This is a genomic window from Rivularia sp. PCC 7116 (assembly GCF_000316665.1).
GTDB lineage: Bacteria > Cyanobacteriota > Cyanobacteriia > Cyanobacteriales > Nostocaceae > Rivularia.
The window spans coordinates 4,718,621-4,731,822 of the sequence record NC_019678.1 but is presented as its reverse complement, the minus strand read 5'-3'; the positions used below and the strand labels follow the sequence as shown (position 1 = coordinate 4,731,822).

Annotated in this window: 13 protein-coding genes; 4 read left to right on the top strand and 9 right to left on the bottom strand. The window is 39.4% G+C overall.

What is annotated here, in order from left to right; translation table 11 throughout:
- Positions 1 to 53: 53 nt before the first annotated feature.
- From RIV7116_RS18375 to psaK, 3 genes are all read right to left on the bottom strand, one after another.
- Positions 54 to 458 (bottom strand): DUF1636 domain-containing protein, encoded by a 405-nt coding sequence (locus tag RIV7116_RS18375; RefSeq protein ID WP_015119807.1) that lies wholly within the window; start codon positions 456 to 458, stop codon positions 54 to 56.
- A 350-nt stretch (positions 459 to 808) separates the two neighbouring features.
- Complete coding sequence (locus tag RIV7116_RS18370; protein WP_015119806.1) at positions 809 to 2,002, bottom strand: site-2 protease family protein; 1,194 nt, start codon at positions 2,000 to 2,002, stop codon at positions 809 to 811.
- A 442-nt stretch (positions 2,003 to 2,444) separates the two neighbouring features.
- Positions 2,445 to 2,705 carry a photosystem I reaction center subunit PsaK gene (gene psaK / locus RIV7116_RS18365; protein ID WP_015119805.1) on the bottom strand — a complete coding sequence of 87 codons (261 nt, stop codon included), beginning with the start codon at positions 2,703 to 2,705 and terminating at the stop codon, positions 2,445 to 2,447.
- Between the two features lie 132 nt (positions 2,706 to 2,837).
- Between psaK and RIV7116_RS18360 the strand changes: the two genes are divergently transcribed.
- Positions 2,838 to 3,473 carry a phosphoribosylanthranilate isomerase gene (locus RIV7116_RS18360; RefSeq protein WP_015119804.1) on the top strand — a complete coding sequence of 212 codons (636 nt, stop codon included), beginning with the start codon at positions 2,838 to 2,840 and terminating at the stop codon, positions 3,471 to 3,473.
- A 137-nt stretch (positions 3,474 to 3,610) separates the two neighbouring features.
- Here the strand turns inward: RIV7116_RS18360 and folE are convergent, their stop codons facing one another.
- The 3 genes from folE to RIV7116_RS18345 form a co-directional block, all read right to left on the bottom strand.
- A complete protein-coding gene (gene folE / locus RIV7116_RS18355; RefSeq protein WP_015119803.1) occupies positions 3,611 to 4,318 on the bottom strand; it encodes a GTP cyclohydrolase I FolE in 708 nt (235 codons plus the stop codon).
- 395 nt (positions 4,319 to 4,713) lie between these two features.
- Positions 4,714 to 5,436 (bottom strand): SDR family oxidoreductase, encoded by a 723-nt coding sequence (locus tag RIV7116_RS18350; RefSeq protein WP_015119802.1) that lies wholly within the window; start codon positions 5,434 to 5,436, stop codon positions 4,714 to 4,716.
- Positions 5,437 to 6,049: 613 nt separating this feature from the next.
- Positions 6,050 to 7,030, bottom strand: a complete 981-nt coding sequence (locus RIV7116_RS18345) for an acetyl-CoA carboxylase carboxyltransferase subunit alpha (RefSeq protein ID WP_015119801.1) — start codon at positions 7,028 to 7,030, stop codon at positions 6,050 to 6,052.
- A 124-nt stretch (positions 7,031 to 7,154) separates the two neighbouring features.
- Here RIV7116_RS18345 and RIV7116_RS35920 point away from each other — a divergent pair, with 124 nt between their 5' ends.
- On the top strand, positions 7,155 to 7,301 hold the full coding sequence (locus RIV7116_RS35920; protein ID WP_157229298.1) for a hypothetical protein: 147 nt from the start codon (positions 7,155 to 7,157) through the stop codon (positions 7,299 to 7,301).
- 245 nt (positions 7,302 to 7,546) lie between these two features.
- Here the strand turns inward: RIV7116_RS35920 and RIV7116_RS18340 are convergent, their stop codons facing one another.
- Both RIV7116_RS18340 and RIV7116_RS18335 read right to left on the bottom strand, forming a co-directional pair.
- Positions 7,547 to 8,566, bottom strand: coding sequence for a long-chain acyl-[acyl-carrier-protein] reductase (locus RIV7116_RS18340; RefSeq protein ID WP_015119800.1), 1,020 nt, complete (start codon positions 8,564 to 8,566; stop codon positions 7,547 to 7,549).
- Between the two features lie 160 nt (positions 8,567 to 8,726).
- Complete coding sequence (locus RIV7116_RS18335) at positions 8,727 to 9,422, bottom strand: aldehyde oxygenase (deformylating) (RefSeq protein WP_015119799.1); 696 nt, start codon at positions 9,420 to 9,422, stop codon at positions 8,727 to 8,729.
- Positions 9,423 to 9,752: 330 nt separating this feature from the next.
- Between RIV7116_RS18335 and RIV7116_RS18330 the strand changes: the two genes are divergently transcribed.
- The gene (locus tag RIV7116_RS18330; RefSeq protein WP_015119798.1) at positions 9,753 to 10,580 is read left to right on the top strand and encodes a carbohydrate ABC transporter permease; all 828 of its coding nucleotides are present in this window, start codon (positions 9,753 to 9,755) and stop codon (positions 10,578 to 10,580) included.
- A gap of 305 nt (positions 10,581 to 10,885) precedes the next feature.
- Positions 10,886 to 11,530, top strand: coding sequence for a pentapeptide repeat-containing protein (locus tag RIV7116_RS18325; RefSeq protein ID WP_015119797.1), 645 nt, complete (start codon positions 10,886 to 10,888; stop codon positions 11,528 to 11,530).
- 417 nt (positions 11,531 to 11,947) lie between these two features.
- Here RIV7116_RS18325 and RIV7116_RS18320 read toward each other — a convergent pair whose 3' ends face one another.
- Complete coding sequence (locus RIV7116_RS18320; RefSeq protein WP_015119796.1) at positions 11,948 to 12,976, bottom strand: hypothetical protein; 1,029 nt, start codon at positions 12,974 to 12,976, stop codon at positions 11,948 to 11,950.
- Between the last annotated feature and the right edge of the window lie 226 nt (positions 12,977 to 13,202).

Genomic DNA, 13,202 nt, shown 5'->3' with positions numbered 1-13,202 from the left:
AGAGGGGGAAGAGAGGGTAGAGGGGGTAGAAATAGTTTATAACTAGTGACTGTTCACTGCTCACTGTTAACTGTCGCCGGAATTCTTGCTAAAACACCTTTTTTCATAGATTGCGGACGTTCCGACCAAGCCATCTTACCATCTGGTTTTTCGTAATATAGACTTGCACATTCAAGCACTGCGGAAGATGTTTCGGAAAGTGCTTCTGAATCGTAATTCAAGTCACCGAATAAATAGGTCATTTTACCCGATGCGGTAAAAGCTACAGCACAAGAATGGCTGCAAGCACTCATGCATTCTACAGATTTCACCGTAAATTCTTTTGATAGCAACCAATCTTGATGTTTTTCTTCGATTTCTTTTAATAACTTTTCGCCGCCGCTAGTGCCTACCCGCTTTCCATCTTTCCAGATACTCGCACAACTAGAACAAACTAAAATTTGATGTTGATTATTCATTTTTATGATGTTTATAAGTTTAAATAAGAGCGTTCTTCTGCCGTGACCTCATACGATACCATTATTTGTACCTGAATAAGGAATTTATCTTCAAAATCTTTGATTGAAAATTTTTATAGTTTAATTTGATAATAAAAAAATTAACTGCTTCCCAGTACTTCTTTTCATTAGTTTTGATGGCTAAAAATGGGGAGGGGAAGAGTGGGGAGAGGGGGTAGAAAATAACTTTTTATGTTTTCTATACACTCCTAAGAATTGACGAAATGCACCACTAAGAACAACACAAATCAAGATAGTGGAAAATTCGCCAAAAACCATCAAAGTCAACACCCTACTCACACACCCTACAATTATTTAATAGATTTTGCGATTGTTGCTAGCTGCAATCCTGGTGGATAACTTCCTTCCTCTTTCACCCTTTTGATATCAGCATCGCTGATGCGTAAGTTTATTTTTTGTGCCAACGAGCGGAGAATATCTCCTCTATCAATTAAACCTGCTACAGCACCAGCAGGTGAAAGTACGGTAACGCGCTGCAAATTTTCTTTTTCTAGTTTAGTAATAACTTCAACTAAATTTGTTGATTCTTCCACCGTGGGAATTTCATTCAACGGACTTACTATACTTTGCACGGTTTGAGTTTCCCACAAACTTCTTTCGATAACCCGTAAATCATCCAGACAAACCATTCCCTGATAACGTCCATCTCTATCGGCAAAATAAACTTGCGATTTGTTACTTGCTAATAAATACTCGTCAGCAAAAGAGCGCAAACTTTTATCTGCATCAACAACGCGAAATTCCCTCGCCATTGCATCTTTAGCAACTATTTCTAATAACTTTTCTTGTAAGATACTAACTCGCAGATAAGTTGTAGCGTTGCGAATAGCAAACCAACCCAACAAAGCAATCCATAAACCCGTAACTAACTCACCCGTTAAATAATCTACTACCAAACCCAACGCGATCGCAGCATAACCTAAAATTTGTCCTGCTCTTGCTGCTAAACGTACTGCCTTATAACGATTTCCCGTAACTTTCCAAAGTGCTGATTTTAAAACTTGTCCTCCGTCTAGAGGCAAGCCCGGTATTAAATTAAATAACGCTAAAACTAAATTAATTCTTGCTAAATCACCCAGCATCATGTGTAGAGCAATCGTATCTGGGATAATTTCAGATGCAAATCGTAGTAAAAAGAACAGCACCACACTTACCAAAGGACCTGCGATCGCGACTTGAAATGCCTCTCCGGGAGTGTTGGATTCTTCCTCAATAGCAGCGATTCCACCAAACAAAAATAAAGTAATTGAATTAACTTTAATTCCTTGCTTCTGCGCTACTAAACTATGACCTAATTCATGTAAAATTACGGAGCCAAACAGCAATAACGCCATTATTACCCCAATACTCCAAGCTTGAGCGCTTCCTAATTCCTGATAAGATACTCCAAAATTAAGTGTTGCTAAACCTAAAATCAAAAACCATAAAGGGTCTAAATATAGTGGAATTCCAAATAAAGAGCCGACTCGCCAATTAGTTTGCATAAAATTTTTCCTAAAACCCTATTTTCTCGCTTTAGTTCAAAATGCAATAAAACTTAATCTTTTATCTCAAAATACAAATAATAAAACATTGCTTTTGAACCACTCTAGCTTTTATGATAAACAATTAATCTTATACAAAATTGGTTGAATTATTCGGTTAACTATACCCGAATCGGTTCGGTTGCAGGATTTAGGAATGAGGAATTAGGACTTGTGAGTGAGTAGCGAGTAGTAAGTAGCTATTTCTAACTCATTACTGGTAACTTGTTTTTAATTACTCACTACTTTCAGATTCTCCCCATCCCTAAGAGCGTGTTTATAAATAACCAAGAAAATTATTGTAGGAGAAGCAAATTGCCTCAAAACAAATCTATACTGCTATAAATCTTCCTACTATCTTATTTATTTTATAAACACCGTTTAACACAAGTAAAATTACTTATTACAATTGACCGATGTTAGTCAATCCCAAAACAATACCGATACCGATAGCGTGTCCCAAACACATAGCGCCAACAAATGCTGGTACGCTCAAAGGTATAGGTCCGGGAAATTTAGGCCCTACTTGAGGATAGCGAATAACCTTGGGAGCCAACAAAACCATTATTAGAGAGCAAACGCTAATAATTATTCCTACAGTAGGATTCCAACTAGGTGTAGGGGGAACTGTTGGTTGAACTGCAAATAATATTGATGAAATCAAAACTTTATTCTCCTGAATGAAGAGACAAAATGTCTAAGCCATCAAAATTATAAAAATTGATGAGAAGATATCCTCAATATGTCTTAATAATTTACAATTTTTTCAAGTTTCGCTACAAATATTCATAATGTTATGCGAGTAAAAATCTGCGGAATCACTCAACCACAGCAGGGTAAAACCATTGCTTCTCTTGGTGCGACAGCATTAGGATTTATTTGCGTACCCTCGTCGCCAAGGTACGTCGCCCCGGAGCAAATTAAAGCGGTAATCGAACAGTTGCCGCAACAAATCGATAAAATCGGCGTTTTCGCAAACTCCAGCAAAGAAGAAATTGCTCAAACTGTTGCGGAAACAGGATTAACCGGGGTACAACTCCACGGAGACGAATCACTTGAATTTTGTCAGCAGCTACGGGAGCTTTTATCAAACGTAGAAATTATCAAAGCCCTAAGAATCAGGGATGCTGATGATTTTGATAAAGCAAAAACCTATACAAAACATGTAGACACCTTATTATTAGATGCCTACCATCCCCAGCAATTAGGAGGTACCGGAAAAACATTGAATTGGGATACCTTGCAAAAATTTCATCCCGATTGCCCCTGGTTTTTAGCCGGTGGGTTGACACCGCAAAATATTTTAGAAGCTTTAAATAAAGTAAGTCCCAATGGCATTGATTTATCAAGTGGAGTTGAAATAGCTCCTGGAGATAAGGATTTAGGTAAAGTTGGTGAGTTGTTTGAGAAACTCGGGAAAGAGAGGGGGTAGAGGGGGGAGGGGGAAAGAGGGAGAGAGGGAGGGGGAAGAATAAATAATTATTCCCAATCCCCTATGCCCAATCCCCTATGCCCAATGCCCCATGCCCAATTCCCAATGCCCAATGCCCAATTCACAATTATTAATTATTAAAAGAAGGCTGGTTGGTGACGAATTAAACTAAAAAATTCTTCGCGGGTTTTCTGTTCTTGCTCGAAAACTCCTAACATAGCACTAGTTACAGTCCAAGATCCTGGTTTTTGCACTCCCCGCATTGCCATGCACATATGTGTAGCTTCCATGACAACTGCAACACCTTGTGGGTCGAGAATTTCTTGGATTGCTTCAGCAATTTGTCGATTTAACCTTTCTTGAACTTGCAAGCGACGAGAGTACATTTCTACAATTCGAGCCAGTTTGCTTAGTCCAACAACTTTCTGATTGGGGATATAAGCAACGTGGGCTTTACCCATGAATGGCAACATATGATGTTCGCACAAACTAAAGAAGTTGATATCGCGGACTAACACCATTTCGTTGTGTCCTTCGTCGAATATGGCACCATTCACTAAGTCGTCTAAAGATTGACTGTAGCCACTCGTAAGAAACCGCATTGCTTCTGCTACGCGCTTTGGTGTTTTGAGTAATCCTTCTCTTTCTGGATCTTCTCCAACTCCTAAAAGCATCGTTCTTACGGCATCCTTCATCTGCTCCATCTGTTCCTCTGAGGGAGGATATAAACTAGGTTGGGAACCACCTTTAGTATTTCGGTCTGGTCTGGGATTTACAGCATCTTCTAAGTTTGGAATCAGAGGAGATTGAGAATAATTGGAACCGTTGGAACTAGCAATAGTCATGATGTCAGTCTGAATTTAATTAGGTGCTTTCTGAGTGATAAATGAAAAAATTTAACAGTTAGCAGTTGACAGTGACCAAATAATTTGTAATTTTTAAATGTCTCTTATGTCCTGAATTAATCTTCGAGAATACCGAAGCAGCAGTTGAACATTAGGTTAAATAAGGACGCAGCAATACTTTAATTCGCAATAAATTCCAGAATTAATTAGCTCAGAATGTAGATTTTATCGTAATTATCTTTTTCACCACTTTCTCAATACGGATAAGAAAATTGGCAGCCAAATAATTACAAAAATCAGCTTTTGGAAAATACTGAGTGTAAAGTTGCAACTACAAATTATTTAAGTGACAGCTTGCTGATGACTGATAAACAAGGTATTTGAGAACCGATAATTTATAAAACTCCTGCGCTAGGCATTAAAGTTAATTCATCCACAACTGCTTGTTTTGGCAACAACACAGTGTGAAGAATCGACTGGGCAACAATCTCTGGTGTAAGCATATTTGAGCGGTCAAAGTCGGCGTTTACAGTTTTTGTATCCCAAATTTCTGTATTTACTGCACCTGGACAAATCGCAGTAACGCGAATCCCGTTGTTGCGTTCTTCTTGAGCAAGTGCTTGAGAAAGAGCAATTACGCCCGCTTTGCTAACGCTGTAAGCTCCCCAATTCGCAAATGCTTGCTTACCAGCAATGGAAGCTACATTAATTATTGTGCCTCTGTTTTGCTCGCGCATTGAGGGTAAAATTCCCTTAATGCATTCAAATACACTTGTAAGATTCAAATCGATTACTTGCTGCCAGTCGGATAAAGGTGTTTGACTCAATGTGGCGGTATAACCCATACCAGCATTGTTCACAAGAATATCTATGTTACCAAAGTCAAGGACTATTTGACGCATATTTTCTTGGACTTGAGATACATTTGCCAAATCCACAACATAAGTTTTAGCATTTACACCGTGTTTTTTGACGGCATTTTCTACTGCTGCTAACTTTTGTTCCGAACGACCAAGTAGCGCAACGTCTATACCTGAAGATGCGAATGCCAAAGCTGTTTGTTTACCAATACCGCTGCTCGCGCCTGTAATCAAAGCGCGTTTTTTTAGTTCGCTCATACCGTTTTTTCAAAATATAGTTCGAGTGAATTCAGACTAAAACATCCTAAGAATTCAATACAAATCAGAAAACACAGAAAAATTCTCGTACAACTGATATACTATGCTTTCTTTGCAAAAGAATCTTTTAATAAAACTGTTCGTGACAATCTTTTGTCTTAAACGGAAAATAAGACCTAGTAATTATTATCAAAGTTCAATGGTAAATATTGGTTAACCAACCACAAAAGGCTTAGATGCATTTACCGCATATTTCAGATGGGTGAGGTATGCCCACACGGGCAGGAATGCCTGCACCATAAGTTTTAAGAGGTTTTGTACTTGATTTACTTTTAAAGCGCTGTTGTGTATAACCAATAATCAACCACCAACTACGAATACCTATGGCATAAATAATTGTTAAGAACTATTAAGTGCCATAGGCAATTATAACATTGTCGCAGTCGATAATAGTCACGAGATGAAACCTTAAAAAAATGGGGCAGGCTTCCCGTTCTGGGTTTCCGATCCAAAACGGGCGAGCCTCTATGTTTAAAAACGAAGGGGGCATGTATAAAGCCTGCCACGGGGTGCCCCATTTTTTTTGCGGAAATTGTTGGTCATATCGAAGTTATCAATGGGCGGCTTCGGTGAAAACTCCCATTTTACGAAATCTTTGATAGCGTAGTTCTTTTCTTTCTTGAGATGTTAAATTGTTGAGTACTTCTAAATTTTCTTGTAGCGCTCCTTTGAGTGTTTTCGCGGCTTGCAAGGGGTTGGAATGAGCGCCACCGATTGGTTCTGTTAATATTTGATCGATAATGCCTAAATTTTTCAAGTCGTGAGAAATAATTTTTAAAGCTGATGTTGCTTGAGGAGCTTTAGCTGCGTCTTTCCACAAAATTGCCGCACAGGCTTCAGGTGTTGCAACGGTGTATACGGCATGTTCAAACATCATGACGCGATCGCCGATTCCAATCCCGAGCGCTCCACCGGAACCACCTTCACCGATTACGGTGCAGATAATTGGTACATCATAAGAAAACATTTGTCGTAAGTTGTAAGCAATCGCTTCACCTTGCCCTTGTTGTTCGGCGATCACGGTAGGTAAAGCGCCGGGAGTATCAATAAAAGTGATGATAGGCATTCCAAATTTATTGGCATGTTCCATCAATCGTAAAGCTTTACGATATCCCCCAGGAGAAGCCATACCAAAGTTACGGGCGATATTATCTTTTGTATCCCGTCCTTTCTGATGACCTAAAATTACTACAGGTTGATTTCCCAAGCGAGCTAATCCACCCACTAAAGCTGGATCGTCCGAACCACATCTATCTCCGTGTAATTCTATCCATTCATCAGTAATTGCTTGGACGTAGTCTAGAGTACTAGGGCGGCGCGGGTGACGAGCAACTTGTAGGCGCTGTGTAGGCGAAAGACTGCTGAAAATTTCTTCACGTAACTGCGTAGCACGTGCTTCTAATTGATGTATCTGTGACGTTACATCAACACCATTTTCTTCCGCAAGTTTACGAATCTGCTCAATTCGATTTGCTAATTCTGCTAGAGGCTTTTCAAAGTCTAAAAGTAGCGGTTTACGCTCTTGTGTAGCCATTGTTTGAATAATGAGTTGTGAGTTACTTAAAACAGCAGTTTATGAGTTACGAGTTAAGAAACACGAGTCAATAATTTCCCACTCTGCGGGGAAAATCTGAGCCGCACCCTGACGCTTGTAAAGCATGAGTGAGAATACCGCAGACGCTCTTGTGTTAATGAACGGTGGACAAGCTTACCGCAACCGCTCGCGAACTGGTAATCGGAAGGTGGGAAGCCGCTGCATTGGGGTGAGATCGGGTGCAGAGTTGGGTTTCTCCGTAAAGCCGTAACAAAGGGAAGAATCTATACTTCCAGGTTCCCCACTTTGAAAATTACTTCCGATAAAGCCAGTGAGGTGGAAACCCTTAGTTCTGCACTCTTTCTCACTCTTAACTCATAACTACTAACCGTTAACTGTTAACTGCTAGAGAACTCCACTAGCAAAAATATCCTTTGTTTTGTTGAGCGAGTAATAATCCCGCTTGCCTTGATTAAGGATTATTTTCTGTTAAGCCCCTTTGTTAACTGTTAACTGTCACACCAGCAGCGGGCGAAATCCGTGTTTAACGGAAACTTTACCAATTTGCTCCATTTTCTCTACGGTAATCTGATTGCGTCCCCAAGAAAAGTTAGTATATAACTTTTCAAATTCAAGCAGCATTGATTCGGCAAAACAAGCAAAGAGTTGACGTGCTGGAACATCCATATTGACAATGTTCATGATTTTCCAATCAATATCAAGAGAATGTTCTACAATGCCGCCGTTGAGTACGTGTATCTCGGGATGCTGAACTTTAGTTCCTAAATTTTTAGGATAGCCACCATCAATTAGCAAGCAAGGTTTCTTCAACACCGTCGAGTCAATCTCCATACCTTTGGGCATACTGGCAACCCAAACAATAATATCTGCTAGAGGTAACGCTTCCTCTAAACCCATTATTTTTCCACGCCCTAGGTCAGATTGCAAGGATGAAAGGCGCTCGGCATTACGCGCAATTAATAGTAAATCCTTGACATTTGTTTTTGCATCCAACCAACGACAAACGGCGCTACCAATATCTCCTGTAGCACCACATACCGCAACTGTTGCTTTATCGAGTTCTATGCCAAGTTTCTTTGAGGCTTGCTCTACTTGCCGACAAATAATGTAAGCAGTATGAGTATTTCCCGTAGTAAACCGTTCAAACTCCAATTTTATGTTGCGGATTTGAGGGAATTGCTCTAACTTAAAATTCTCAAAGATAATCGAGGAAAAACCGCCTAAAGCTGTAATATTTATACCATTCTTTTGAGCATGAGCCATCGCATTCAGGATTTTACGAGTAGCAGCTTTCATGCGGCGGTTTGCCAGCATTTCTGGTAAAAAGCAAGATTCGACATACCGCCCCTCGATTTTTTGTCCGGTTACACTTGTCACCGTAATATTATCGACTATTTGAGGCGGGGCACTACACCAGAAATCTAAGCCTTGGTCGGCATATTCTGGGTAACCTAATTCCAAAGCTACTCTTTGAGCGTGTTCTAAACTTGTAAGATGTCCGATTAGACCAAACATGAACTATTAATTTCGGCTTATGCTGTGTTAAAGGATTGAAGGCGTGGAATATAAATAGACACCACGAGAACTGCTCCTCTGAAAAACCGCAAACGGTACGAGGAGCATTCCAATAGCTAATTGATCGAATTAGCCATTTGGCTTTGAAAGCTACTAAAATTTAAGCAGCTCTAAGACCGTATGCAGAAAGACGCATGATATCGCGAGTCGTAAAGCCAATATTACTTAAAGCTTCTCCGTATTGAATCATAAAGTCTTCTACTAAAGCATCTTTAGGCATTGCCATTACTTCAGCGTCTGTTTCTACTTCATTGAGCATCTTCCAAACGATAGGAAGGTTTTGAGCGTTTGCTTCTTCTAATTCGGCTTTAGATTCTTCAAAATGCTCTTTTAGCCAAACTTCTCCAAAGTTGAGGTGAGTATATTCGTCTTTAACAACACCTTCTGTAATTTTGCGAGAAAAATCATCTGCTACTGGAATAAAAATGTGATAAGCAGCGATCGCAAAACATTCGATAATCAAAGATTGAATTAATAAGCAGGTAACGACTTTACCTTCTGCGGCAGCTTCTTGGAAGTTTTGATGCAGTTGAGCAAAAAACTCCTTAGCAAATTCCATATCCGCCGTTACCTCAAGATTTTTAGCACAAGCTTGAAAACCTTTCTTGTGGCGCATCTCCATTTTAGAGAGACGAACTAAATCATCTTTCTTATCTGGTAGCAATTGCCCCAGTGATAAATAATTTTCGTATGCTTCTTGCTCTCCTTCAACCACAATTGCATTAATGCGGCTGAAAGCACTTTTATATGTTTCGCTGCGATAATCAAGTTCAGATGGGGATATAAGCTCCTGCATCTTGGATTCCCTCCAGATATGAAAGTATGTAATGCATTCGTTGTGATGAAACACAAATGAAGTTGAACTGTATCGATGAATTTAGAAGAATGTAATATCTACCACAGCGACCAAACCTATTGCTGGTCTGAATTCCAAGGTATAAATTACTTTCCTCTCAATTGCTGGTATCGGCTACTTTAAGTTTTGTACTTCATTGGTCATCCTTCATCATCAACAGAATTTACGTGGTTTAATTTTACTTAACAAGCCACTATGTTATAGATTAGCTGTTGCTGGGGGCGATTGCTCTAGTAACAGAAAAACTAATGCTTGGATAAAGCTTTATTTATGTTCAAACCAAGCCGAACGAAAAAGGACAGTAACCTTCTTACCCTAGGAGTGCTAATACTATTGGCGGCTATTATCCTATTGCCGCTGCTTGTGGTTTTCCTAACATCATTCTCCCAGGGACAAACAACTCAAAGCGTGTTACCGCAAAATGGCTGGTCTTTATCTAATTACCGCGATGCATGGGGGCGAGGTAAATTTTTACTAGCGTTTGCTAACTCTACCTTAGTAGCACTAACAGTAACTTCTTTTCAAATTATAACTTCGGCATTGGCAGGTTATGCATTAGCAAGATTAAAGTTTAGAGGACGCGAGTTATTACTGCTAATAGTTTTAGCGACGTTAGTAATACCTTTTCAGTTGCTGGTAATTCCAGTGTTTTTAGTTCTAAAGTGGGGACACTTGATAAATACCTATTGGGCGCTGATTTTACCCACTGCTGCCAACGGTTTCGGTATTTTCTTATTAAGGCAGTATTTCAAAAGTATTCCTATAGAGTTGGAAGAAGCAGCAGCTATAGATGGAGCTTCGAGGCTGCAAATATTATGGCAAGTAATGTTGCCTCTTGCCCGTCCTGCATTAGTAACATTATTTTTATTTACCTTTATTGGCGAATGGAACGATTTATTTAAACCCTTAGTATTTACAACCCGCCCGGAATTAAGAACGGTACAGCTAGCTTTAGCTGAATTTCAAGAACAATTCACTAATAATTGGCCTTTACTAATGGCAGCAGTCACAATAGCCACCGTACCCGTAATGTTACTATTCCTTATCGGTCAACGGCAGTTTATTCGCGGTATCGCAACGACGGGTATTAAGAATTAAGTATTGGGAATTGGGCATTGGTAATTGGTAATTGGTAATTGGTAATTGGTAATTGGTGAGAGTGAGGAGTTAAAAATAATTAATTCTTCCCCCTTTTCCCCCTCTTCCCCTTCTCTCGTCTCCCTCGTCTCCTCTAAAGCTATGCCACTACATTAACTGTCATACATCCGTAATAACCCGGTGTAAGGACAATTGCATCTCAAGGTAATGATTTTTAGGCAATAAGATAAAGTGTCATCAATAATGAGTTGCAGGTAAAGGGTTTTAGATTAAGCTTTAAAGTAAATTCAAGCATCTATTTCATAATGAACAAAGTGGATGAGAAAAACCTACCCGCTGTATTGATGGCATCAAGTTCAAGCGAACTACTTCAGCGTTATGCGGCAGGGGAGAGAGATTTTCCTGGTAGCAGATTAATTGGTGTAAATTTAACTCGCGCTAACCTTATTGGTGCTGACTTAAGTCGAGTTCATTTGCAATATGCTTATCTGGCAGGAGCCAAACTAAATGGTACTAATTTGAGTCAAGCCTTGCTTGACGGAGTTCAACTAGTAGGTGCTGATTTACGAGATGCTAATTTAAGTATTTCAAGTTTGAGTGAAGCTGAGTTGTGTGGTGCTGATTTGCGTGATGCTGTAATGAAAACTGCTGATTTACGCGGCGCTGATGTAAGTAATGCAAATCTAAGTTGTGTCAATTTATCTGGTGCCGATCTACGGTACGCTAATTTGGTTAATTCTAATTTCAGCTATACGAATTTTAGTAATGCATTTCTAACCACAGCTAACTTAAGTAATGCTTATTTGGTCGGTGCTAATTTAAGCCATACTGACCTTAATGGTGCAAACGTAGAGAATGCTTTATTTGGGTACAATAAAGGTATTTCTAGGTCTGTTAAGCTTGATTTACAAATGCGGGGAGCAATATTTATAGTTGATAGCGAACTTTAAGCAGTCAATAACAAATGGGGAATAGTGATTTTTTGTTTTGAACCGTCAATTTCTGTAGAATAATAAAGTTCATTCATCTAATATCTTGCACCATTTTCAAGAAGTTCAAATAAACCCGGCTTCTCTTCGTGAAAGTATTGTTATTTCGTTTCTTAACCAACAAGAAACCGGGAATAGACTCACTGATGCAAGATGTGAATTCATACTATTGAATTCAGACTATATTTAGTAATGTTTTGATTTGTGCGCCTGCTTTTAATCCAGAATTAACGCAACTCAACATATAAACAAATTTAAGCAGTGCCAAAATTAACGTAGTGAAAGCGCTTAAAAAGGCAGAGTAATAAGTAAAAGTACAAAAATTAAACACTTTAACTACATATGAAATAAACACTTATTCTGATTACTTATTAACTATTACTCCTCGTTAATTTGTAAGCGGACTGTGCGTTCGGTGGTGCCGCTAATTTGTAATTCCATTATTTCTCCACCCAGAGGTTCTAAACAATCAAGGAGCGATCTTAAATGTGGCGTGGAAGCACCTGTATCTACGTAAAGTCTATCTGACAAGTTAGCGATACGTTTCCAAGTCATGTATAGTTTGGCTATGGTTTGCTCAATCGCAGATGCTTGGTTAACTAAATCGGCGGCGATATTCATGCATCCTACTCTTTGGGCTTCTTCTAAAGCTGTTTCAATATCGACTTCTTCATTGGCAAGAGCTTGCACCTGCACGGCTGCTTTCAGATATTTTGCGAGGTAACGCGCTTCGGAAGTCGCATTTTTAAGAGTTTCGACATCCGGGTTGGCGGTGATTTCATCTTGAATTACTACTTGATGAGGTTCTGGTAATTTTTCCATTTCTTTTACCAGTGGTGCTAGATAACGAGGAGGAAGAGTGTTATCTGCTACCTTCTGCTTCACCGGTTGTGGTAATAAATCTGAGGACATTGCCGTCCATTCTTCAGAAAGCTGCTTGACTTCTCTTCTAGTGATGCGATCGCCATTTTGGGCAGCTTCACTTACCATCACCTGTACTTCTGGTGAAGCTTTAGCAGTTTCTACAAATGCCCGTTTACTAAAGTTATTAATCGAACTTGGCTCTAGCTTGCCTTCTTCTAAGAGAGTATCGGCGCTGTTTGCTAACTCAATCAAAGCATAAGCATTACTCTTACTAATTTCTCGTTCCTTGAGCCATTTTAGAAAGCCAGTACCGCGTCCATCTCCTCCTTTTTTTTCGCGATCGCGAACTACCCGTAAAATTCTTCCTCGCCAGATATCGGTTTGTAAATCAAATTTGTCGCATACCTGCCAAGCTACATCTAACTGCTGGAGAAACTCTGTTTCAGGAATTGCTTCATCTTCGGGATCGGGTAGCTCGAAGGTTAAATCTGCTGGCTGTTGTAAGGCTTCAACCAGTTCATTCATGTTATCGGTTGACTGCACGGTAATAATGTTTCCTTAAGGGAAAGCTAAAGGCTTGGTTATTATCACACAATCTGGGTGCCCTTAATGCTTCTAAATTCTTTTTCTGTAGAATTGTAATAAAAGTTACTATAAATTATTTGAGTATATTAATTACTTTTTCCTTTGCTTTGCCCTCTCTTCCCCCTCTCATAAAAATAGGTAATCTTCTAAGGGGGCAGAAGTATTTAAAATAATAAAGCCCCAC

Excerpts from the sequence above, each read along its gene's own strand:
- RIV7116_RS18375 (WP_015119807.1), bottom strand. The coding sequence starts at position 458 with ATGAATAATCAACATCAAATTTTAGTTTGTTCTAGTTGTGCGAGTATC.
- RIV7116_RS18370 (WP_015119806.1), bottom strand. The coding sequence starts at position 2,002 with ATGCAAACTAATTGGCGAGTCGGCTCTTTATTTGGAATTCCACTATAT.
- RIV7116_RS18360 (WP_015119804.1), top strand. The coding sequence starts at position 2,838 with ATGCGAGTAAAAATCTGCGGAATCACTCAACCACAGCAGGGTAAAACC.
- folE (WP_015119803.1), bottom strand. The coding sequence starts at position 4,318 with ATGACTATTGCTAGTTCCAACGGTTCCAATTATTCTCAATCTCCTCTG.
- RIV7116_RS18350 (WP_015119802.1), bottom strand. The coding sequence starts at position 5,436 with ATGAGCGAACTAAAAAAACGCGCTTTGATTACAGGCGCGAGCAGCGGT.
- RIV7116_RS18345 (WP_015119801.1), bottom strand. The coding sequence starts at position 7,030 with ATGGCTACACAAGAGCGTAAACCGCTACTTTTAGACTTTGAAAAGCCT.
- RIV7116_RS35920 (WP_157229298.1), top strand. The coding sequence starts at position 7,155 with ATGAGTGAGAATACCGCAGACGCTCTTGTGTTAATGAACGGTGGACAA.
- RIV7116_RS18340 (WP_015119800.1), bottom strand. The coding sequence starts at position 8,566 with ATGTTTGGTCTAATCGGACATCTTACAAGTTTAGAACACGCTCAAAGA.
- RIV7116_RS18335 (WP_015119799.1), bottom strand. The coding sequence starts at position 9,422 with ATGCAGGAGCTTATATCCCCATCTGAACTTGATTATCGCAGCGAAACA.
- RIV7116_RS18330 (WP_015119798.1), top strand. The coding sequence starts at position 9,753 with ATGTTCAAACCAAGCCGAACGAAAAAGGACAGTAACCTTCTTACCCTA.
- RIV7116_RS18325 (WP_015119797.1), top strand. The coding sequence starts at position 10,886 with ATGAACAAAGTGGATGAGAAAAACCTACCCGCTGTATTGATGGCATCA.